This is a genomic window from Salinimicrobium maris (assembly GCF_049680855.1).
Lineage (GTDB): Bacteria > Bacteroidota > Bacteroidia > Flavobacteriales > Flavobacteriaceae > Salinimicrobium.
The window spans coordinates 590,537-611,132 of the sequence record NZ_JBMPGS010000002.1 but is presented as its reverse complement, the minus strand read 5'-3'; the positions used below and the strand labels follow the sequence as shown (position 1 = coordinate 611,132).

Genomic DNA, 20,596 nt, shown 5'->3' with positions numbered 1-20,596 from the left:
TATGGAGTTCGGAAACTGGAAAATAGGAAAATATAAATCCACTGTGGTTTCGGATAGGAAGGTTAAGAATACAAACTTTCCTATCCCTCCAAACCAAAAAGAGAGCAGGGATGAAGAAGCTGAATATTACGGAGGTTATTTAATCTGCGAGAGTGTTGCGAATGATAAACATGTCAAATTAATATCAGCCGCACCGGATCTACTGGAAGCTTTATTGAACATAGAAAACGATAACAATAGCATCCCTAAGGCAATTTGGGAAATGAGAAATAAGGCAATCAAAAAAGCAACCGAGTAATGAGACTTAAAGTACTAGGAACCGGCAGCCACGGCAACTGCTACGTTTTCAAGCCTGAAAAAGGAAAGGCGTTAATCATTGATTGCGGAATAAACTTTAAAGAAGTGAAAAAAGAAATATCATTTAATCCTGCTCTTGTATGTGGGGCTCTGCTGGATCATTCGCATGGAGATCACTCTAAATATGTAGGAGATTTTTTAAAAGCCGGAATCAATGTTTATATGGCTACGGAGACAAAAAAAGAGCTAGGTATCAGTAGTCATAGAGCTAAGGAGATCGAATCAATGAAAACCTTTTGCGTAGGAGATTTTAAGGTGATGCCTTTTGAGCTTAAGCATGATGTTTTTTGTATTGGCTTCTTAATTCAACATGAAGAGTGTGGACGGGTTTTATTTTTAACCGACACCGTTTACAGTCCTTACACCTTTAAAAATCTGAATAACATTCTTATTGAAGCTAACTACGCTCCTGAGATTGCAAGGGAAAAATTAGGAGACAAGAAGTTTTTATATGACCGGGTTATTCAATCCCACATGAGCCTTGACACTTGTATTGAATTCCTCAAAGCAAACGATCTGAGCCAGGTGAACAACATCGTGCTCATTCATTTGAGTGACGGAAATTCAGATGAAGTATTGTTCCGGGAGGAAGTAACAAAAGCCACCGGAAAGACGGTAACAGTCGCCAATAATGGACTGCAAATGGAACTTAATAAATATCCTTTTTAATTATGGCAACAGTAGAAGTAGAAGTTGAAATTGACGAGTTTAACACCGATGAATTGGTTTCTGAAGTAGTAAGTAGAATAGGTTCAAAATGGGATAGGTTAACAGATTCTCACTTAAAAGATTTAAGAGAAGCAATAGGTATGGAGCGCAGCGGCTTCAATACACCTTCACTCAGAGAATCAATGAAGTACGACCACTTACAAGAAGTATTCGAGCAATATTCTTTAGAGGAAATTCAGGAGTTACTACCGAATAAAATTATGAGAAAAGTAATTTGATGATCTACCTAACCAACAAACCCGAACAAAAGCAAGCCGCAATAGACCGCTTCAAGTGGCTTATTGACAATGAAAAACGCATTGAGCTTAAGGAGAAAAAGTACAAGCGGACCATATCTCAAAACAGTTACGCACACCTTTTATTTAGCTGGTTTGGTTTGCAGTTCGGGTACACGTTGGAAGAAGTAAAGCAGGATATTTTTAAGAAAGTAGTGAACTACGAAATATTCTATGACGGAGATAAAGACTACTTCGGAAAGAATGTAGATAAATGGAGAAGTACCACAGATCTCAACACCGGGGAAATGACCACGGCCATTGATCGCTTCAGGGATTTCTCTGCAACACAAGGCTGTTACCTACCGGAACCAAAAGACCTTAACTGGCTTACAGAAATTGAAAATGAATTATCAAAAAACACCTCAAAACAATACTTATGACGCTCAACGGAAAAATATTGAAAATCACAGGGCTAGATCCTCATAAGACGGGGCATAATAAAAAGCTAGCCAAAATAGAATTATTAGACAAATCTACTCTTTGGGTAGAGTTTAAAGGCTGGAGATTGTCTCTTTTAGAACGGTTCAATGTAGAGGACATGGTTACAGTAGAAACCTTCACCAACGGACAGGAAACCCCTTCAGGACACCACCACAACAATGTAATAGCAAAGCATATTCAGGAACTGGAATTACACGCACATTAAAATTTTGTTCAACATCAAAAAAAAGCACCATGAAATCTACAAGCATTGAAGCACACAACAGCATAAAACCAGAAAAGCAAATAATATTTGCGAAGATCATTTCGGGATTGAAAAGCATCAAAAAAGGCAGTTTCAGAGACATTGCCAGGGCATCAAAACTTCGGGATGCACAAGTCTGGAGAAGACTTTCTGAACTTAAAGACCTTGGAAAAATAACAGAATCAGGAACCAAAGTATGCGGCACTTCCGGAAGGACAGTTACTGTGTGGAAATTAATCGAGGAGTAGTTATGAGAACAGAAGGGAATGTGTCAAAAGTAGCTGTATGCAATAACTGTAATGGGTTTGTTCTGGCGTGCCATGTAGATTTTCTAGATAAAAAAGTAGAAAGAGAATTCACCCAGTTCACTAACGAAGGATTTGATGTGAAGGTAGAGACTGTAGAGGAAACAAGAGCTAGAAACTATTCATCTTATCAGGACTGTTCCATTAGAAACTGTAAAAAACCAACATCATGAACCCAACCAGAATAAACAGAATCACCGACATTCTAAACGAGATCAGGGAAATAGATCAGTACCTGGAAGGAGTGCGTGAAATGGGCGAAAATCTTGTGGAGGGTGAAATGATGACAGAGCTTACCCTTACCGGAAATAAACCTAAGACTGAGAAAGTATGTTTAGATAAAGATGGAAGTCTTGTTTCTGAAAGCAGTAAAAATAAAACCGAAGTGTTCATTGTGAATGTGTACGGCAGAAATAAGAAAATAGAATTCGAGCAAACTCCCGATGCGGAAATTCACCACAACATAAGCCAGACCGTTAGCCTTAAAATACTCGCGATTCTGGTAGAAGAAAAACAAAAAATTAAAAACGATCTCCTCATAAAGCTGGAAAGGCTGGGGATGAAAATATCTTAAGAAAATGGTAGTACAAGGAAACATCAAATCAATAAGCCAAACCGAAACTTTCGGGAACAACGGATTTCAAAAAAGGGAGGTAATTGTTACCACAAATGAGCAATACCCGCAGACTTTACCTATTGAATTCGTACAGGACAAAACAAGCCTCTTGGATAACTTTTCTGAAGGGCAAAGCGTGAAGGTATCAATTAATCTCCGGGGGCGCGAATGGACTTCTCCACAGGGCGAAGTGAAGTATTTCGTATCAATCCAAGGCTGGAAAATAGAGTAGACTATGGAGGATCTAAAACAGCTTAGAAAGATAGTAGAGGGATTCACGAAGGTTAATATTTCCAAAAACAGCCGGTTAAGATCTATCATTATTGCGCGCGCCATATTCTTTGAAGCAGCCGCAAAGAAAACACCTCATTCCGTAGCTGCAATTGGAAGTTTTCTTGGGAAAGATCATGCAACCGTGCTCCATGCCAGAAAACAGTTTAAAGGCTACATGAGGGACTTCCCGGAATTCCATTCAATATATCTACAGATCATTAGAATGAAGGTTTACGGAATGACCGATGAAGATATGAGCCAACAACAGGAAGAATGCGAGAAGCAGGTGAAAGACCGAAAAAAGCATGCTGAAATCATTTTAAGGCTGCAGGAAAAAATATCGGTTTTGAAAAGAAAGCTCCATGAGCGCGAAAGTGTTACCAGCGATCAATCACATGCTCCCCTTGTGGAACTCGTGAGTAAAGTGCCAGAGCACCAGGTAGAACTTGTAAAAGTAAGACTGGATGCGATAGTTAAAATGTTACCTAAAAATTAGAAAACACACCCCAAAATGGCTAAACGATTTATAGAAACAAACTTTTTTAAAGATCCATTCGTAAGGGGCTTACAAGGGGCTTACAAGGGGCTTTACATCTACCTTTTTTTGGATTGCTCCAATGCAGGTATTTGGAATGTAGAGCTTGACGTGGCAAGATTGCGATGTGGAATCCCCGATACCTGTTCAGATGAAGATATAAAAGCTGCTTTTTCTGACAAGATTATTGAGCTTGAAGGAGGTGAAAAATGGCTTATCAAAAACTTCATAAAGCTACAGCACAACGGGCTTTTGAAGCGAAATAACAAAGCGCACACCGCCGCAATAAATGAGCTTTTGAAATATGATCTTTTAAACGAAAAAAAAGAAGGAGAATTTACTTTAAAAGACCAAAGACCCGAAGGGGCTTCCGAGGGGCTTGTAAGCCCCACTGGTATAGGTATAGGTAATGGTAGTGGTAAAGGTAAAGGTAAAGGTAAAAAAGGCGAAAAACCAAAAATTCCAACTAAACCGCCTGAACCACCAGAACCTGAACTCATTCTGCCTTTTGAATCGGAAAACTTCAAAGCCCAATGGCAGCACTGGAAGATTTACAAGAAAAAAGAATTCAAGTTTGATTATAAATCTCTCCAAAGCGAACAAGCCGCCTTAACCGAACTTTCAAACAAAGCCAAAGGCAATGAAGAAACAGCAATAGCCATAATTCACCAAAGCATGGCGAACGGCTGGAAAGGATTTTTCGAATTAAAGAATAATGCACATGGAAACTCAGAACCAACAATTAACCGTCAGACAGCAGAAGTTATCCGAAGAAATAGCGAAGGTTGGTAATCTGCCGGCGCTGGGATTTGCAAAGTCTGTAATTAATTTTCCGAAGATCCGGGCAATTGATCAGGCCGATGCAAGACAGGGTTTAGCTATGATCTTTGTTCGGGCCACAAATTTGTTGGGAATCAAAACTGAGATCAGCGACATTAATAAAACCGATATCAGGGAAATGATCCTTAGCAAGTTCAACGGCTTATCGCTTCAGGAAATAGATTATGCTTTTAAGCTGGACCGGTGGAGCGGTGATCCTGTGGAGCACTTTCAACTTTTCAATGCGGAATATGTGGCAAAGGTTTTAACCAAGTACCAGGAATGGCTAAGAAGCACCAGGGCGGCAAACAACCTGCCATTATCCAAGCCAAAGAAAAAGCAGGAAATGAACGATACTGAAAAAGAGCTTTTGATTATAGGGGGAGTATTGGAGTGTTTTGAAATATTCAAAGTCACAAAAGAAATTCCGGTAGGTAAAACCTATGTGTATGATTTCCTGTATGAGAAAAAGTTACTGCCAAAGCACACCACGGAATTTAAAAGTAAGATCAAAAGAAAAGCAATTAAGGAAGCCTACAAATCTAAAGCTGAAGCCGAAGATAAACGAGCTTTTACAAAGGTCCTCCGGGATATACAAAACAAAAAAAATGCGCAGATAGTCAGATGTAAAAACATCATTTTAAAAACCTTCTTCCATCAGCTCATTGCGCAGGAAAAATCACTGGAAGAGATAATTTAACCAAACGTTCAACACTAAAATAGCACCATAAAAAATGATTAACGTTAGAAAAACAGTATCGGATTATAAAAAGTTTCTGGAATCTAAGATTGTCGTGGCCGAAAACTTCGGGTTTGAAGTAGCGTACACAGATTTAACAGATAAGCTTTTTCCGCACCAGAAGGAAATTATAAAATGGAGCCTCGAAGGAGGTCGCAGAGCATGCTTTGCTTCTTTCGGATTAGGTAAAACAGTTATGCAGCTCGAGATTGCACGGCAGGTTATCCTGAAGGAAAACAAACCTTTCCTCATTGGAATGCCGCTGGGAGTGATCGGAGAATTCAAACGAGATAATGAATTCTTAGAAACCGGTTTCCAGATTGAGTACATAACCGACACCGACAACATAGAATCCTACGAAAATAAAATCTATGTCACCAACTACGAGCGAATCCGTAAAGGGGATATTGATCCTTCCAAGTTTGCCGGGGTAAGTTTTGATGAAGCCTCCATGCTTCGGAACCTGAAAACAGAAACCACAAATTACATTCTCGGATTTTTCAAAAAGGTACCATTCCGGTTTGTTTTTACCGCGACACCCGCGCCGAATGATTTTATTGAGATCTTGAACTATGCAGATTTCTTGGGAGTGATTTCCCGAGGCCATGCACTTACAAGATTTTTTCAGAGGGATTCCACCAAAGCCGGAAAACTTACGCTTTACCCGAACAAAAAAGAAGAATTCTGGAAGTGGGTAAGCACATGGGCGGTATTCATAAACAAACCTTCGGATTTAGGTTTTGATGATACAGGCTACAATTTGCCTAAAATGCACCTTCACGAAATTGAGGTGGAGAATTTAACCGATGAACCGATTTTAAATAAGTCCGGCGACCTGGTAATGTTTAAAGATACCACCAAAAGCCTTGTAGATACTTCCCGGGAAAAATCGGACACAGTAGATCTTCGGGTAAACAAAGCCTTTGATATTGTTTGGGATAATTCCATAGCGCATGATGACCGTTGGATATTATGGCACCACCGCGAAAGCGAACGAGCGGCCATAGAAAAGAAATTCCGGGAGGATTTTGACGTGAAGTCTGTTTACGGATCGCAAAGCAATTCAGAAAAAGAAGATCTTCTCATTGATTTTTCCGAAGGTGAATATCAGATACTTTCCACCAAGCCGAAGATTGCCGGTTCCGGGTGCAATTTCCAGCACGCATGTCACCGGGCCATATTCGTAGGGATTGACTACAAGTTCAACGATTTCATTCAAGCCGTTCACAGAATACTACGATTCCGACAGCAGCACGAAGTGGAAATCTACCTGATCTTCACCCAAAACGAACGGGAGATACTAAAAGCGCTTAAAGCAAAATGGAAGCGGCACATCGAATTACAAACAGAAATGATCAACCTGGTAAGAAACTACGGTTTGAATTCAGATAAAATTAAATCCGACATGAAAAGACAAATGTTTAAAAACAGAAGAAGCGCCACGATAGGAGAGGCTACGGTTTACAATGAAGATACAACGCTCATTCACCAGGAAATGGAAAGCAATTCCGTGGGTATGCATTTAACCTCAATTCCTTTTGGGGATCATTACGAATATTCAGATAATTTCAACGACTTCGGGCACAACTACGGGAACGCAGAGTTTTTCAAGCAAATGGAATTTTTAACGCCGAACCTTCACCGGACACTTCAGCCGGGGAGAATTGCCGCTGTTCACGTGAAAGACCGTATTCGATACTCCCACCAGAACGGAACTTGCTTCACAACTATAGACGACTTCTCCGGCCAGACGGTACAGCATTTCGTGAAACATGGATTTTATCTGGTAGGAAAGATCACAATTACCACAGACGTAGTGCGAGAGAATAACCAAACCTACAGGTTAACATGGGGAGAGCAGCGAAAAGACGCTACTAAAATGGGCGTAGGATTACCGGAATACGTGCTGTTATTCAGGAAAGCACCTACCGAAACTAATAACGCCTATGCTGATGATCCGGTAGTAAAGCAGATCGATGATTATTTATTATCACTTTGGCAACTTGACGCACATGCTTACTGGAAGTCCTCTGGCAACCGTTTTTTAAGCTCTAAGGAACTTTCTACTGCTGACATGAAGACTGTGTTTAATTCTTGGAGAAAATACGACAGAAGCGAGATATACGATTTTCAGGAGCATTTAAGAGTGTGTAATGATCTGGATGCAACAGGGAAATTATCAAAGCTGTTCATGACAATTCCTCCAACTTCAGGAAACGACATGGTCTGGACTGACATAAACCGAATGAATACCCTGAACGCAAACCAAGTGAACCGGAAAAAAGAAAAGCACATTTGCCCTTTGCAGCTGGATATCATTGAGCGCCTAATTAACCGCTTCACCAATCCGGGCGACTTGGTAGATGATCCCTTCGGCGGGCTATTCTCCACGGCTTACAAAGCGCTTGAAATGGGAAGAAAAGCAGTATCTGCAGAACTGAACCCTGAATATTACGATGACGGTTTGTTTTACCTGAAGTCTATCGAATATAAGATCAACGCGCCCACTCTTTTTGATCTGGTGGAGGCATGATACAGTCAATCAGCCAAGCTATGGGAATCTGCTTTAAAATGGGAATCAAAGTATATCCAATTATTAAAAACGGGCAGCAGTATGTACAAGTATTGCTGCCTGATAAAAGCAAGATCACCGAAGACAGACCAATGTCAGGCGAAGCATTAAATAAAGCCATGACAGAAAAATATTTTGAATACGCTGAAAAATTTAAGGAATGAAACACGGATCATTATTTAGCGGAATCGGAGGGTTTGACCTTGCAGCGGAATGGATGGGATGGGAGAACATATTTCATTGCGAGTGGGATAAAGAAGCAAAACAAATACTAAAACAGCATTTTCCAGAATCAATTTCTTATGAAGACATCACCAAAACAGATTTTACTATTCACAGGGGGGGGGTGCGATATCCTTACAGGAGGATTTCCATGCCAGCCATTTAGCCAAGCGGGAAAACGAAAAGGCCAAGAAGATGAGCGATTTCTCTGGCCGGAAATGCTTAGAGCAATTACAGAGATTGCCCCAGGTTGGGTTGTGGCAGAAAATGTTTACGGACTGCTTAATATCGACAGCGGATATACAGTCGAAATGGTCTGTACCGATCTGGAAAATATCGGCTATGAGAAACCGATCATTTTTGATTGTAAGTCTGATTCATTCGGATTATCAACGATGGAACGGCACATTTGGATTATTACCCAGGCCATTGACAAGCGATGCGAAAGGAGCTTGCAGAAACAGGACCAGAACCAGCAAGATTCAAAAAGGAAATTTCAGGGAAGTTATCCGAGAGAAGGAGAGCGATGGGATATATCCCAATCCGAATTTCAGCGAGTGGATAAAAGGGTTTCCCAAAGACTGGACAAAACCGATAAATCCAGATTAATTCAGATGGGTAATGCTATACCTCCTCAAGTGGCTTATCAAATTTTTAAGGCAATAGAGCAATATCAAAACTTATAACCCCAAATCCCGCCAATCTTACGCGCCAAAAACAAGCGCTACTTCGAAAAAAGGCAATATAAGAAAGACGTTGTAGCGTACCGGCAGTTAAAAAGAAAGGCGGGTTATTTTAAAAATGAAATTATGATCAACTACAGATTTACATACAAAGCCGAAAACAAGGAAGTCAAAAAGGATATTCTGATAGAGGCTGAAAATGAAAAAGATGCTATTTCAGCATTTAAGTTCAACTACCCTAACCTCGTATGGGTGCAAACATGGGCGCAATGAAAAAACAATTAACGCTCCGGGAAAAAAAGGAGATCTGCAAAAATTACAAAAACAAGACAATGTTAGAATTAGCAAAAGAAAATGAATGTTCAGCTAAGAAAATATTTACCGTCCTGAAAAAAGAAGGAGTTGTTACAAGAAAGAGAGGGCCTAAAAAAGGAAGCAAAAATAAACCTGATCGGCATGAACAAATGCTCTCCTTTGCCAAGAGTTTAGGATTCAGAAACGCCGCCGAAGCTACACAGAAATACGGATCAAGAGAATTTATAAAAATGTTTAAAAATAGAGGGTAATGGAAAACACCTACGAAGATAACGTGCTTATTAAGCTTAGAAGAGCTTATGGAAAAGATGAAGCCGTAGCTGCATTAAATAAAAAAGTATCTGAATTGGAACTGGAAAACGGAGCGTTAAAATCTGAAATAGATCACTTGAACCATGAATTAAAAAAGGGATTTCAGCAAAAGGAAAAAGATATCAGGAGGGAATTATACCAAACTGAATTTAAAAATCTGACAAAGTCGAATGTTACTAAGGATAAAACCATTCAGAAAAAGCAGAAGGTAATTCAAGATTTAATAATAGAAATAAATAAACTCAAAGGAATAGTATGACCAAAGACCTCACCCAAACCTTAAAAAAGTTCTCCACTTCCGACATAAAAGAAACAGAAGCTTTCAAGAACCTGAAGCCGCTCATGCAAAAAATTGTTATGAACAAGGCTAATTTAACCGCCATTCACAACGGCTACAATGTTTCATTAAATATCGGATTTGAAAAATGGAAAAACCAGGCACACCCGAGTTACCAGAATGAAAAGATTGTGGAGGAATTAATTGATAATTGAAAATATAGGGATTATGAAAACAACAGAAGAAATACTTAAACCACTTTGGGATTATGTGCCAGATCAAATAATCGGAATGATTGACGAGCAATTAGAGGAACTCATTGAGGAACAAAAGTCAGCATCCGTCAATGCCAAATTACAGGAAGCGGGTGAACAAAACCAAAAACTAAGAAGTGCTTTAGAAGCTGCGGTAATAGGTTTAGAATGGGAAATTGAAAACAGACCTGAATTAAACCATAGAGCAGATGAAGAAAAGTTACAAGAGTGGAAAGAACTGATCTCTTCCCTTCAAATAAAACAGCAATAGAATTTAACTACCTGAAGCATTATTTCGATGAAATGACCGAAGAACCCACACAGTATTTTCGGTAAAAATTTTAAAAAATATAAATAAAAAACTTAGAAAAATGGAATTTAAAACAAGACATTTTGGAGGTCATGGAAATAAGGCTTCATCCATAATAGAATTAACTATTTCTGATTTTGGAGGTAATTCAGAAATAACTGAAGATATAACCAACTTAGACGGATTAGTAGATGATAATCTCATTTCAGGGCTTAGGGAATTGGCTGATGAACTTGAAGAACACAATGAAAAAATTAAAAATAAATAAAATGGACTTGCAAATAAACCAATGGAAGAAAAAGAGAAGTGCCTAATGTGCGGCAAAGACAAACCTAAAGACGGTCATAGTTGCTGTGAAGATTGCGGAGGTGTTAGTTTCTAAAACCTAAACAAAACCGCAAAAAAACCTAAACTTTTTTAGTACTAAATCCCCTACTTTTAGTATATTAGCAGTATTAAATCTTCATAAGCCCACTTCTTCGGGTATTAAATTTTCAGAACTTTCAATTTTTAGAATACGTGGCTAAAAACCAGCCGGAATTACAGGTTATCTATGGCTCAACCCCTAGTAAATCTAACTGCTATCGAATTATCAAAATTCGTGGCAAATCTACTTTAGGAAAAACCGAAGCTCTTAAGAAATACGAGAATGATTTTTATATCCAGTGCAACAAGTACAGGGATAAAATGATTTCAGGGTATTTCAAATTTCACATGAACGTGTTTTATCCGAGCCAGAGAGCAGATCTTGATAATTCTTTAAAAGTAGTTCTGGACTGTCTGCAAAAAGCAAAAGCCATTAAGAACGACAACAAATGTACAGGCTTGTACGTGGAGAAGTTCCTGGACAAAAAGAATCCAAGAATAGAATTCAGGATTGAGCCTGTTTAAAATCTAAACCAATGCACCAACCCAACTTCCCCACAAGCAAAAGCCAAATATTCTGGGCTATAATTGTAGGTATCTGCGCCACTTATGGAGCGTATAAGATCATAGTGTTATTGTGGGATCTGGTTAAAAGTGTTTTTTTGATATGATAACTAAAGATAAAGACGGTTTTGTATTGGCATGGTGGAGCGCAGGAATTACTTCTGCCGTTGCATGTTACATGGCTCTCAAAATGTACAAAAACGTCAAAATGTATTATATTAAAATTGACACTGCTCACCCAGATAACGAGAGATTTAAAAAAGATTGTGAAAAATGGTACGGACAAAAAATACATACTCTTCAAAGCCGAAAATACAAAGATCAATTTGAGGTAATAGAAGATAAGGGAGCAGTGAACACTCCGCAAGGCGCACCATGCACGGGAGAGCTTAAAAAGCAAGTAAGGTTTGATTTTGAAAAGCTACACGAAATATCCCTTTTCAATAATTACACTATTCTTAACCAAGTTTGGGGATTTGAATACACGCCTAAAGAAATTAACAGAGCAATACGCCACGGCCAGCAATACCCTAATACAAATTCTCTTTTCCCCCTCATTGAAAAAGGTTTAGATAAAAACCAATGCGCAGGAATTCTAATAAATGCAGGAATTGAATTACCGTTGATGTACAGGTTAGGCTACAACAACAATAACTGTATAGGTTGCGTAAAAGGTGGTAAAGGATATTGGAACCAAATACGAGTGGATTTCCCTGCGTACTTCTGGAGAATGGCAAGACTTGAGAGAAAAACAGGGTATAGCTGTATCAACGGAACTTTTCTGGATGAACTAGACCCAAAAGCAGGGCGAATGAGTAAAGAAGTTATGCCGAGCTGCGGAATTATATGTGAAGTAGATTTTCAGGATTTAGAAGATAAAAACCTTTCCGAAGTCATTGAAGGTAAGAAAACAATTTATGAAGCTATAGCAGCTTAAAAACTTTGATTATGCCAAAAATCCAAGAATACAAAGACCAATCAGGAAAGCACCGTATAAGGCAAGTAGCCGACAACGGGCAAATATCTGACAGCACCCACCAGGGCTATTTCAATCTGGCAGATGCAAGGGAAGGAAAGATTAATACAAGCCTTAACTACCTGAAGCATTATTTTGATGAAATGACCGAAGAACAATTAAAGCAACTTTCATTTTTAGGAAGTGAAGCGGATTCAATTTTAAATCAGCCTAAATAGGATGCCGATAAACTACAAAAAATATCCTCCAAACTGGTTAAGCGAGATCCGGCCACGAATTATGAAGCGGGCAAATAATACCTGTGAATTTGAAGGTTGTGATTTTAAACATGGTGAAGAAGTCTGGAGTGTAAAGTACAGAGGTAAAACAACAGGATGGTTTAGGGATTTTGAAGAAGCGGATTCTCTTCCAAAGACTGTAGAAGCGAAGAAGAACCGCAAAACAGGGAAAACAGAACCTGTACCTAATCCTAAAAAAGTAAAGGTCGTTCTTACTGTAGCTCATTTGGATCATGACGAAGAAAACCACGATGTGAAAGATGAAAGATTGAAAGCCGCTTGTCAACTATGCCACCTTAGATATGACGCTAAGGAAAAATACCGAAGAGAAAAAGTTAAAGCTGGAATTGAATAATGGACGAGATAACCTTTTTCTTAACTGTAATATTAGCCTCCATAAAAACCTATAAAGATTTAAAGAAAGTATTTTAAATGGCACGCAACTACACCCTCATTTATTTAAACGCCTTCGGCTATTCAAAAGGCGATTTCATTCCTTCAGAACTATCTGGAGGTAGAGCGGTAGACGTCTGCCACATTTTATCAAGAGGTATGGGAGGTGATCCACAAAAGAACCTTAACCGAATAGAAAACCTAATGGCCCAGACCAGAGAAGAGCATCTGCAACTCGGGGATAAGAAACAAACCACCGCTTATCAATTCCGAAAGCACCGGGATTTCCTCGAAGCCAACGGAGTGAAATATGATAAGAAGTGGATGCAGAAGCAGATTGAGAAGTATAGTGTTTATGAAACTGAGGTGGTATGAAGGATTTAAAATTTAGAGCGTGGAATAGAATTGTAGAGCGTTTTCAGTTTTTTGATCTAAAAGATATTGAAAAGCAAAAAGGGCAAATACAATGGGATTTATTAGAAATAGATCTGTACACAGGATTGAGAGATTCCAAAGGGCGTAAAATATTTGAGAATGATATTATTGAATTTAGTTGCACTAGATATTATGATAGCGACCCAAGAGAGCCTATAACGAAAACCTTTGTTTCTCAGGTAAAATATATTGATGCTGCTTTTATTATTTCGGAAACGCAAGAAGATGATACGTTTTTATGCGCTATGAATGAAGAGTGTGTTATCAAAGGAAATATTTATCAAAATAAGCATCTCTTAAAAGAATTCGAAATACAAAAATAACTTCAACACCTAAACTTTCAGAACTCCCATGAAACAGATCAAATGCACTACAACCGATTTAAACCCCACCCGAAAAACCCTGAAATATTGGTAGGTAAAACTTATAAAATCCCAAACTATAAAAAACCTTATTGGGTAGAACTCCAGGAAAGGGAAAAAGCAAAAGAAGAATTTGATGCAATAGAATTTGATGACCAATGAAACAAATCCCACCATTTCTTCACGCATTGCTAGTATGGCTTATTTACAAGGCTAATTTCAGTGTGTATTCATTCAACGGGAGGTACTTTGAGTTTAACGCCAGGTTAACCGCCCGGTGGTATTCGCCTTTCTTCTGGATATTAGCATTGCTACTAATCCCGGTGGCAATTATAGACGGTGGACTTATTGGATGGTGGAAAGATATGAAAGACGAATTTAAAGGTCGAAGCGAACGAGGTTATAAAGGAAGCTTCAAACCTGAGTTAAATAAAACTTACCGTAAACTGCTTCTTTGGAGGTTGGTTTATGCGGGGAAATGATGATATGAAAAAGCTCACAAAGAAACAGGAGATTTTTGCAAAAGAGTACGTGAAATTAGATGATGCTTCGGCGGCTTATCGTATCGCTTATTCTACATCAAGAATGAAGGATAAGACGGTTAATGAGAAAGCGTCCAGACTACTAAAAGAGGGCAAGGTTAGGGCAAGGGTAAACGAACTTCAGAAAGTTGCCGCAGAAATAGCTGAAAAAGACTTCAAAATCGATTCTAAGGAGCTTCTAGGGCATTTAAATATTCTTCGTAAATCTCGCATCGATGAATACGTTGACTTTGTAGAATTCGAGATGACAATCGGAATAGATGAAGAGACTGGAGAGCCGATAAAGAAATCAGAACGAGTGCTTCAATTTAAGCCTTTCAGTAATCTTACAGAAGAACAGCTCATGTGTATTGAATCAATTAAAGAAGGTCGTAATGGTATCGAATTGAAACTCCACGGTAAAGACTGGACGATTGAGAAGATTGCTAAGCATATCGGCTTCTACGAAAAAGACAACGAGCAAAGCAATCCCAAACCCGAACGCGAAGATCTTAGCAAGCTATCACTGAAAGAACTGAAAACCCTTCAGGCTTTGAAGATGAAAGCGAAAGGATAAGTCTATGGAGCTTGATGATTTAATGATTGACGATTTATCCATTCAGGCTGAGATATGCCGTAAATCATTGTACGAGTTCATTAAATGCTTCTGGGAAACTATTATTTCGGAGCCAATGGTGGATAATTGGCACATCGAAGCAATCTGCAACGAAATCCAACCCCACCTCTTACGAGCAATCCGAAAAGAAAAAAAGGAAAATGATATTATTGCCAATATCTGTCCCGGTACTACCAAATCAACAATCTTATCTCAAATGGTGCCAGCCTGGGCATGGACGATAGATCCCACTACAATCATACTTACTTCTACCAATTCCGATAAGCTGACAGCAAAGAACGCCATGCGGAGCAAGGACATAATCACTTCAGCCAAATACAAAGAGCTATTCCCGGAGATCATTATTCGGAAAGATGCCAGCGCAAAGACGTTCTATCAAAATACATTAGGCGGTGCCCGGTATTCATTTACCACCAAAGGTTCTAAAATTGGGAACCATGGTGATATCTTAATTGAAGATGACCCCACCACCGCAAGACAGGCGAAATCACAGGTAGAAATGGAAGCGGCCGCCGAAGGTTTTAAGGAATTCCAGACAAGGAAAACCAATAAAGAAACCTCGCTTTATATTCTCCTCATGCAGCGGTTAAGCATTAATGATTACACCACCGTTGCTCAAAAGAAGCTCAATAATGTTCTAAACATCTGCTTACCGGCAGAAGAAAGTGACCTTATACAGCCACCAGAGTTCAGACAGTATTACCAGAATGGACTTCTAGACCCGGTAAGACTGAACAGATCTATACTAGCCAGTGAGAAAAAGGCTTTGAACAATGATGAAGAGGGAACCAGCGAAGATGACTATGATGCACAATTTGACCAGGACCCGAAAGAAAGCCAGGGACTTCTTTACCAGCTTAAATACTACGATGAATTAAGCAATGAAACCGGGGCGATCAGTTTAGGGGCTGCGGATATTGCCGATTCTGGAACAGATTATTTAGCCGCTCCCTTCGCCAAACTTATTGGAAAGAAGATCTACGTGCATGATGCTATTTATACGCAGGAGGGGAGCGCGACAAGTGCGGACAGGATCGTTCAGAAAACCCAGATGTATAATGTTCTGAAGATGGTATGTGAAACAAATGCCATGGGAGCTACTTACATCAATCTTCTCAAGACAAAAGGTGCTCAGAATATAAAAGGCGTGGTAAGCAAAGGCAATAAAATGAACCGATTGATAAGTTACGCCTGGATCATTAACGAATATTTTGTTTTTAAACGTACCGGGAGCCCGGAGTACATGAAGTTTTTAAAAGCCTTGAAGGGATTTCTGAAGACGAATAAATCTGAAGATGACGCTTCGGATAGTGTTACACTACTAGCGCAATACATTTACACCAACTATAAACACATTTTTAAAGAATAATGAATTATCCGCAAAATATTTTTATTCGTACGATGGGCGATGTTCATTTTTGATAATTAAAATAACTTTTAACTGATAAAACTTCAAATATGGAAGATGCATTAATTTTCGCTTTAATTTTTATCGCTTTAATGAAGAAACAAGCCAGAGCCGCCAAGTAAGTTCAACGAAATAAGTGAGCTATTTGAGTCATTCCGGGAAAAACAACGACAAAAAGAACGAGAACGCCAAAAACGCCTGCAAACAATAGAGGAAGCCGGGCAAATTCTTAAATACTTGAACCTATCCAAAGAACTTAAAGAAAAAAGAGCGGAGTTTAAAAGGCTTCAATCTTTAGGAGAGGATAATGAAGATCTGCGAAACAAAATAACCGAACTCGATAAAATACTTAAACAAATAGACGCTTCTTTTGGTAGTTGGTGTAGTCCGGGAGGGAATTACAGGAAAATGTCAGAAAGAGAAGAAGATTTCAGAAGTATTTAATAAATGAACCTCAGAATCAAAAAGTACCAGAAAGGCTGGGTAGTCGAGATCCAAAAATAAAAAGGTTTCTTCTTCAAAAAGGAGTACTGGACTCATTTTATTTCCGTGGCCGGTATTGAAAGTATGCCGTGGCACTTCCATAGCAGAGAAAGCGCAATGAGTGAAATGCTGAATAAAATTAAATATAACACCATAAAAAACAGTTTATGAAAGCAATAATAGACCTCGAAACAGGCGGTTTCTCCATCACCAAAAACGCCATTTGCGAAATCGGAATTTTGATCATTAACGATGCCCTGGAGGTAGTCGAGGAAAGAAACTTCATTATTAAACCTTACACCCGGCCAGATAGCGAAGAGCTTGTAAGCTATAAAGAAGATGCCATGGCCGTGAATGGGATTTCCATGGAAGAGATTGAGAATGGGGAGGATGTAACAGATGTTTGCGCTCACATTTGGGGATTATTCACTATTCACAATGTAACAGGCTTAATCGGACATAACCTTCGGAAATTCGACCTACCAAGACTTGAATATTTATTAAGTCGCTGGAGGTATATTGAGGAAACATTAGATTCTTTTGAAATAGAAGACACCCTCGAACTATGCCGGGAAAACCTATCTCTTGATTGCAATAAGCTTGCAGATATCTGCGATCACTTCGGAATAGTGAACGAGGACAGCCACCGGGCGATTGGCGACTGTAAGGCAACGCTGGAGGTTTATAGATTATTAACCAATTCAAAAGAAAAGATATGTTAACAGTGGGAATTTTTACCCTTTTAGGGATAGTAATAGGGGTTTATTTAGGCAGTAAATCATGGGAAGCTGATAATACCGATTATATTTTCGGAGGCTTTATAGGGTTTTTGATTGGTGCATTTTTAGGTGCTATGGCAGCTCTTATCATTGGAACCGACACCTACACTGAAAAGAGTGTTTCATATATTGAAGTGCTTAACGATAACCAGGGAATTTCCGGTAGTTTCTTTTTAGGAACAGGGAACATAAACGGGGAAATGAAATATGTTTTCTATGAAAGAAACGAAGATTATTTCTGGCTAAGGGAAATTGATTACAACAGAGCTTCTATAAAATATACTGATTCAATTCCGGTTCTTGAAACGTATAAGGAACGCTGCAAACCTTCTTTGTGGGGATTAAACGATTCAAGTAATGTATATTATGTTTTTAGAGTTCCAGAGGGGAGTATTAAAACCGGGTATAATTTAGATGCTCAATAAAGGGTTTTAGTAAATTGATTATATTTAGGGTATGAAAAGGATCATTAATAAAGATTTTGAAATTCCATTCAAGCCCGAAGATTGGGGTTTTGAATTTGATGGGCGTTACTATAGCCATGAAGATGGTTATATGTTCCGCGTGAAAGACAATGCTTTAATCCACAAAGGCGAAGAATATAAATGCGATACAGTAGGAGATTATAGAGCTTTTTGGAATACTTTCTTTTCTGATGAAGCAAAAAGGAGAGAGTTTTATGGAGTTGATTTGAAAGAGGAAATAAAAGCTGCGTTAGATAAAAACACTCAAGACGCTAAGAACCTACAAAACTTTTATGACAAAGGAGAGCCTTATCCTTTCATTGAAGGTGTAATGCATTTTGATAAAGAAGGGAATTTTAAAGCAAAGAAACTCCCAGATGAATTAATTCCAGGTTTCAAAGATTTCTCCTCTATTCAAGACGAAGCAATTAAAAGACTTCACAAGGATTTATCTGATAACCTAGAAGATCAAATCATTTTAGCGCTATCCCGTCACGGCTTTACTTTCGACACCAGACGAGAGCTTGAGGAATTCTGCGTTAATCCAAGATGTGAAATGCAGATAAGGGATAATATCAAAACTCTCCTAGTTGACGGTAAACCAATTTGCCAGTGGGATATGAACCCGAAAATAGAAAACAACTTCACAGACAGGAAGTATTCTATCACTGCGGAGTATAATCAGTTTAAGATATTTGAGGTATGAAAGAAAGTGTAATAAAAGCCTTAGGTTTAATTGAAACCGATAAAACATATGCAGATTCATACGCTTTGAATCTACCTATTTTCCAAATAGAAGGCACTGAAATATTTTCTACCAAATACGACATGAACGGTTTTTCGTCTCATAACAATAATTACACATGGTTTTTTGCGTCAGATAATGATGTTCATGCTAGATTTAGAGTGGTAGACCAGATGTTAGAAGATCCTGGATTTGGAAAGGATTATGTAATAAGAACTATGAATAAAATGATTGAGCGGCTAAAAAAGAAGATTTAAATTAAAATTCATACACACAACCACCACCCGAAACCTAACATTTCGGGTTTTTTTATATCTTTTTCGCTCCTTATTTAGATTAATTCTAAATAAGCATTATATTTGTCTTAAATGAGTACAGCTTTGAACGGTTCAACTGCCACGAAATGCGAGAATTGCAACAGATATTTAGGTGAAGATATTACCGGCGATATCTACTGCAAATGCCAGCATTATAACAGGATCATTCCCGGGCAAAAAACCAAGCTTATTCACAAATCGTTATACACTAAGGCGACTGCCCCCATGACAGGATAGGCTTATTTGATTTCCTTACCGGGACTAACTCCATTTCAGTTACTCGCAACGCTTCCGGCGGTTGGGAATATACCACCGTTGGCGACAGTTTCTCAGAACATAAGAACTACCTGAAAGAAGCACTTACCAATGTGGCTCTTTTTACTGTTCTGGATCTTCGGGCCACGATGTTTAGCCGTGCCAGGATCTTTGTAGAAGACTTGAAAGGAAAGCGAATTGATAACGATCCTTTCCTGACTAAAATAGCAAAGCCTAACTTCTCTCAATCACAGCAGGACTTTCTCTATTCTCATGAGTTTTTTAAAGGAACCGGCAACAATATCACGAGGGTAATTGCGAACAAACCCAACGATATAGAAGCGGTTTTCAGTCTCGAAAACCTTATTCCTTCCCAGATCAATTATAACAACATCAACAAGATGAAAAGCTTTGTATTTGCACCTTCAGATATTGAAGATGTAAAGCAGCGAAGCATCCTGTATAAGATCGGCGACGAAGATTACCCTGTGCCACTCAATGAGCTGGTATTTTTCTATGATGTTACTAACGGACTTACCGCAAACAGTCGCTTTAAATCGCCTAGCCGTATAGATGCACTTGTACCGGCATTAGCCAATATCCACGAAGCACAAAAATCCAAGAACATAAATCTAAGAATGAGCGCGAAGCACATTGTTTCTTCAGGGCTTACTTCTGGCGGAGATATGCTCGACGGGCTTCAAAGCGGAGAGAAGCAAGATATTGAAAACGGCTTCATGCATAAGGACATCATGGCTACGGAATCAAACCTAAAAGTCAACTCTTTAGCAAATGATTTCCGAAAACTCATGTTTGATGAAAGCGCAAATGCAGATCTACTTAAGATCGCTAACGCTTACGGCATTTCAAAGGATGTGCTTAACTGGGCTTTAGATGGAGCTATTACTTATGAGAACCAGGAAGCAGCGGTTATAAAATGGATCCAGAATTCTATCATGTTTGAAGGTGAAGATTTTGCCGGCACATGGGAATCCTATTTCAATTACCGCGAACAAGGTAAGAGAATAAAGCTTGACTATTCTCACCTTCCGGTAATGCAGGTCCTGAAAGAAAAAGAAGTTGATTCTATAAAAACCCGAACTGAAGTAGCTAAGGCGCTTGTGGAGCTTGGAATGACCAATGAAGCAGCTATGGAGAGTATGGGACTTAATAATTTAAAGAATGGATAAGGTTTTTAAGTGGATAAAAGAACGATACCAGGGAGCTTATTCAGAAGTAGGCTACCAATCCAGAGAGGAAAAACGAAAGCAGGAAAGAACGATGAAAAGAAACAGAAAATACGCAAAAGCACCTCGTGTAATACAATACTAA

At 38.8% G+C, this 20,596-nt stretch carries 38 protein-coding genes and 1 pseudogene; all 39 read left to right on the top strand.

The window, feature by feature from the left end; translation table 11 throughout:
- Nucleotide 1 precedes the first annotated feature (1 nt).
- The 39 genes and pseudogenes from ACOV1Q_RS08310 to ACOV1Q_RS08120 all read left to right on the top strand — a co-directional run bounded on the left by ACOV1Q_RS08310 (nucleotide 2) and on the right by ACOV1Q_RS08120 (nucleotide 20,596).
- Complete coding sequence (locus tag ACOV1Q_RS08310) at nucleotides 2-298, top strand: hypothetical protein (protein WP_424493936.1); 297 nt, start codon at nucleotides 2-4, stop codon at nucleotides 296-298.
- Nucleotides 298-1,026, top strand: a complete 729-nt coding sequence (locus ACOV1Q_RS08305; RefSeq protein WP_424493935.1) for an MBL fold metallo-hydrolase — start codon at nucleotides 298-300, stop codon at nucleotides 1,024-1,026. Before ACOV1Q_RS08310 ends, ACOV1Q_RS08305 begins: the two co-directional genes overlap by 1 nt.
- 2 nt (nucleotides 1,027-1,028) lie before the next feature.
- On the top strand, nucleotides 1,029-1,304 hold the full coding sequence (locus tag ACOV1Q_RS08300; RefSeq protein WP_424493934.1) for a hypothetical protein: 276 nt from the start codon (nucleotides 1,029-1,031) through the stop codon (nucleotides 1,302-1,304).
- A complete protein-coding gene (locus ACOV1Q_RS08295; RefSeq protein ID WP_424493933.1) occupies nucleotides 1,304-1,744 on the top strand; it encodes a NinB/YbcN family protein in 441 nt (146 codons plus the stop codon). Before ACOV1Q_RS08300 ends, ACOV1Q_RS08295 begins: the two co-directional genes overlap by 1 nt.
- The gene (locus ACOV1Q_RS08290; RefSeq protein WP_424493932.1) at nucleotides 1,741-2,010 is read left to right on the top strand and encodes a hypothetical protein; all 270 of its coding nucleotides are present in this window, start codon (nucleotides 1,741-1,743) and stop codon (nucleotides 2,008-2,010) included. Before ACOV1Q_RS08295 ends, ACOV1Q_RS08290 begins: the two co-directional genes overlap by 4 nt.
- A gap of 29 nt (nucleotides 2,011-2,039) precedes the next feature.
- The gene (locus ACOV1Q_RS08285; RefSeq protein ID WP_424493931.1) at nucleotides 2,040-2,297 is read left to right on the top strand and encodes a hypothetical protein; all 258 of its coding nucleotides are present in this window, start codon (nucleotides 2,040-2,042) and stop codon (nucleotides 2,295-2,297) included.
- A gap of 226 nt (nucleotides 2,298-2,523) precedes the next feature.
- Complete coding sequence (locus ACOV1Q_RS08280) at nucleotides 2,524-2,928, top strand: hypothetical protein (RefSeq protein ID WP_424493930.1); 405 nt, start codon at nucleotides 2,524-2,526, stop codon at nucleotides 2,926-2,928.
- A 4-nt stretch (nucleotides 2,929-2,932) separates the two neighbouring features.
- Nucleotides 2,933-3,199 (top strand): annotated as a pseudogene (locus ACOV1Q_RS08275) (DUF3127 domain-containing protein); the annotation flags it as partial.
- Between the two features lie 6 nt (nucleotides 3,200-3,205).
- A complete protein-coding gene (locus ACOV1Q_RS08270; protein ID WP_424493929.1) occupies nucleotides 3,206-3,739 on the top strand; it encodes a helix-turn-helix domain-containing protein in 534 nt (177 codons plus the stop codon).
- 15 nt (nucleotides 3,740-3,754) lie between these two features.
- On the top strand, nucleotides 3,755-4,570 hold the full coding sequence (locus ACOV1Q_RS08265; RefSeq protein ID WP_424493928.1) for a hypothetical protein: 816 nt from the start codon (nucleotides 3,755-3,757) through the stop codon (nucleotides 4,568-4,570).
- Nucleotides 4,500-5,297: a hypothetical protein gene (locus tag ACOV1Q_RS08260; protein ID WP_424493927.1), complete on the top strand. Its 798-nt coding sequence runs from the start codon at nucleotides 4,500-4,502 to the stop codon at nucleotides 5,295-5,297. The genes ACOV1Q_RS08265 and ACOV1Q_RS08260 overlap by 71 nt, the downstream gene beginning before the upstream one ends.
- A gap of 34 nt (nucleotides 5,298-5,331) precedes the next feature.
- Nucleotides 5,332-7,869, top strand: coding sequence for a DNA methyltransferase (locus ACOV1Q_RS08255; protein ID WP_424493926.1), 2,538 nt, complete (start codon nucleotides 5,332-5,334; stop codon nucleotides 7,867-7,869).
- Between the two features lie 38 nt (nucleotides 7,870-7,907).
- Nucleotides 7,908-8,072, top strand: a complete 165-nt coding sequence (locus ACOV1Q_RS08250; protein ID WP_424493925.1) for a hypothetical protein — start codon at nucleotides 7,908-7,910, stop codon at nucleotides 8,070-8,072.
- Nucleotides 8,069-8,296 (top strand): DNA cytosine methyltransferase, encoded by a 228-nt coding sequence (locus tag ACOV1Q_RS08245; protein WP_424493924.1) that lies wholly within the window; start codon nucleotides 8,069-8,071, stop codon nucleotides 8,294-8,296. Before ACOV1Q_RS08250 ends, ACOV1Q_RS08245 begins: the two co-directional genes overlap by 4 nt.
- The gene (locus ACOV1Q_RS08240; protein WP_424493923.1) at nucleotides 8,211-8,816 is read left to right on the top strand and encodes a DNA cytosine methyltransferase; all 606 of its coding nucleotides are present in this window, start codon (nucleotides 8,211-8,213) and stop codon (nucleotides 8,814-8,816) included. The genes ACOV1Q_RS08245 and ACOV1Q_RS08240 overlap by 86 nt, the downstream gene beginning before the upstream one ends.
- A 123-nt stretch (nucleotides 8,817-8,939) precedes the next feature.
- Nucleotides 8,940-9,086 carry a hypothetical protein gene (locus ACOV1Q_RS08235; RefSeq protein WP_424493922.1) on the top strand — a complete coding sequence of 49 codons (147 nt, stop codon included), beginning with the start codon at nucleotides 8,940-8,942 and terminating at the stop codon, nucleotides 9,084-9,086.
- The gene (locus tag ACOV1Q_RS08230) at nucleotides 9,083-9,379 is read left to right on the top strand and encodes a hypothetical protein (protein ID WP_424493921.1); all 297 of its coding nucleotides are present in this window, start codon (nucleotides 9,083-9,085) and stop codon (nucleotides 9,377-9,379) included. The genes ACOV1Q_RS08235 and ACOV1Q_RS08230 overlap by 4 nt, the downstream gene beginning before the upstream one ends.
- Nucleotides 9,379-9,699, top strand: a complete 321-nt coding sequence (locus tag ACOV1Q_RS08225; RefSeq protein WP_424493920.1) for a hypothetical protein — start codon at nucleotides 9,379-9,381, stop codon at nucleotides 9,697-9,699. The genes ACOV1Q_RS08230 and ACOV1Q_RS08225 overlap by 1 nt, the downstream gene beginning before the upstream one ends.
- A complete protein-coding gene (locus tag ACOV1Q_RS08220) occupies nucleotides 9,696-9,932 on the top strand; it encodes a hypothetical protein (protein WP_424493919.1) in 237 nt (78 codons plus the stop codon). The genes ACOV1Q_RS08225 and ACOV1Q_RS08220 overlap by 4 nt, the downstream gene beginning before the upstream one ends.
- Nucleotides 9,933-9,945: 13 nt before the next feature.
- Nucleotides 9,946-10,242, top strand: coding sequence for a hypothetical protein (locus ACOV1Q_RS08215; RefSeq protein WP_424493918.1), 297 nt, complete (start codon nucleotides 9,946-9,948; stop codon nucleotides 10,240-10,242).
- A gap of 100 nt (nucleotides 10,243-10,342) precedes the next feature.
- Nucleotides 10,343-10,549, top strand: coding sequence for a hypothetical protein (locus ACOV1Q_RS08210; protein WP_424493917.1), 207 nt, complete (start codon nucleotides 10,343-10,345; stop codon nucleotides 10,547-10,549).
- Nucleotides 10,550-10,800: 251 nt separating this feature from the next.
- Complete coding sequence (locus ACOV1Q_RS08205; protein ID WP_424493916.1) at nucleotides 10,801-11,172, top strand: RusA family crossover junction endodeoxyribonuclease; 372 nt, start codon at nucleotides 10,801-10,803, stop codon at nucleotides 11,170-11,172.
- 142 nt (nucleotides 11,173-11,314) lie between these two features.
- Nucleotides 11,315-12,148 carry a hypothetical protein gene (locus ACOV1Q_RS08200; RefSeq protein ID WP_424493915.1) on the top strand — a complete coding sequence of 278 codons (834 nt, stop codon included), beginning with the start codon at nucleotides 11,315-11,317 and terminating at the stop codon, nucleotides 12,146-12,148.
- 11 nt (nucleotides 12,149-12,159) lie between these two features.
- Nucleotides 12,160-12,405, top strand: coding sequence for a YegP family protein (locus tag ACOV1Q_RS08195; RefSeq protein ID WP_424493914.1), 246 nt, complete (start codon nucleotides 12,160-12,162; stop codon nucleotides 12,403-12,405).
- Between the two features lies 1 nt (nucleotide 12,406).
- Nucleotides 12,407-12,820: a hypothetical protein gene (locus tag ACOV1Q_RS08190; protein WP_424493913.1), complete on the top strand. Its 414-nt coding sequence runs from the start codon at nucleotides 12,407-12,409 to the stop codon at nucleotides 12,818-12,820.
- Nucleotides 12,821-12,897: 77 nt separating this feature from the next.
- A complete protein-coding gene (locus tag ACOV1Q_RS08185; protein ID WP_424493912.1) occupies nucleotides 12,898-13,233 on the top strand; it encodes a hypothetical protein in 336 nt (111 codons plus the stop codon).
- Nucleotides 13,230-13,616 (top strand): YopX family protein, encoded by a 387-nt coding sequence (locus ACOV1Q_RS08180; RefSeq protein ID WP_424493911.1) that lies wholly within the window; start codon nucleotides 13,230-13,232, stop codon nucleotides 13,614-13,616. Before ACOV1Q_RS08185 ends, ACOV1Q_RS08180 begins: the two co-directional genes overlap by 4 nt.
- A gap of 42 nt (nucleotides 13,617-13,658) precedes the next feature.
- Nucleotides 13,659-13,817, top strand: a complete 159-nt coding sequence (locus tag ACOV1Q_RS08175; protein ID WP_424493910.1) for a hypothetical protein — start codon at nucleotides 13,659-13,661, stop codon at nucleotides 13,815-13,817.
- Entirely contained in the window at nucleotides 13,814-14,137 is a 324-nt protein-coding gene (locus tag ACOV1Q_RS08170) for a hypothetical protein (protein WP_424493909.1), read from the top strand. The genes ACOV1Q_RS08175 and ACOV1Q_RS08170 overlap by 4 nt, the downstream gene beginning before the upstream one ends.
- A 4-nt stretch (nucleotides 14,138-14,141) precedes the next feature.
- Nucleotides 14,142-14,753 (top strand): terminase small subunit, encoded by a 612-nt coding sequence (locus ACOV1Q_RS08165; protein WP_424493908.1) that lies wholly within the window; start codon nucleotides 14,142-14,144, stop codon nucleotides 14,751-14,753.
- A 4-nt stretch (nucleotides 14,754-14,757) separates the two neighbouring features.
- Entirely contained in the window at nucleotides 14,758-16,182 is a 1,425-nt protein-coding gene (locus ACOV1Q_RS08160) for a hypothetical protein (RefSeq protein ID WP_424493907.1), read from the top strand.
- Nucleotides 16,183-16,458: 276 nt separating this feature from the next.
- Nucleotides 16,459-16,665 (top strand): hypothetical protein, encoded by a 207-nt coding sequence (locus ACOV1Q_RS08155; protein WP_424493906.1) that lies wholly within the window; start codon nucleotides 16,459-16,461, stop codon nucleotides 16,663-16,665.
- A gap of 206 nt (nucleotides 16,666-16,871) precedes the next feature.
- On the top strand, nucleotides 16,872-17,426 hold the full coding sequence (locus tag ACOV1Q_RS08150; protein WP_424493905.1) for a 3'-5' exonuclease: 555 nt from the start codon (nucleotides 16,872-16,874) through the stop codon (nucleotides 17,424-17,426).
- A 2-nt stretch (nucleotides 17,427-17,428) separates the two neighbouring features.
- Nucleotides 17,429-17,908, top strand: a complete 480-nt coding sequence (locus ACOV1Q_RS08145) for a hypothetical protein (RefSeq protein ID WP_424493904.1) — start codon at nucleotides 17,429-17,431, stop codon at nucleotides 17,906-17,908.
- 31 nt (nucleotides 17,909-17,939) lie between these two features.
- A complete protein-coding gene (locus tag ACOV1Q_RS08140; protein WP_424493903.1) occupies nucleotides 17,940-18,653 on the top strand; it encodes a hypothetical protein in 714 nt (237 codons plus the stop codon).
- Nucleotides 18,650-18,949: a hypothetical protein gene (locus tag ACOV1Q_RS08135; protein WP_424493902.1), complete on the top strand. Its 300-nt coding sequence runs from the start codon at nucleotides 18,650-18,652 to the stop codon at nucleotides 18,947-18,949. Before ACOV1Q_RS08140 ends, ACOV1Q_RS08135 begins: the two co-directional genes overlap by 4 nt.
- 111 nt (nucleotides 18,950-19,060) lie before the next feature.
- Nucleotides 19,061-19,246 carry a hypothetical protein gene (locus ACOV1Q_RS08130; protein WP_424493901.1) on the top strand — a complete coding sequence of 62 codons (186 nt, stop codon included), beginning with the start codon at nucleotides 19,061-19,063 and terminating at the stop codon, nucleotides 19,244-19,246.
- Nucleotides 19,247-19,377: 131 nt separating this feature from the next.
- Complete coding sequence (locus tag ACOV1Q_RS08125) at nucleotides 19,378-20,454, top strand: hypothetical protein (protein WP_424493900.1); 1,077 nt, start codon at nucleotides 19,378-19,380, stop codon at nucleotides 20,452-20,454.
- Nucleotides 20,447-20,596, top strand: a complete 150-nt coding sequence (locus ACOV1Q_RS08120) for a hypothetical protein (RefSeq protein ID WP_424493899.1) — start codon at nucleotides 20,447-20,449, stop codon at nucleotides 20,594-20,596. The genes ACOV1Q_RS08125 and ACOV1Q_RS08120 overlap by 8 nt, the downstream gene beginning before the upstream one ends.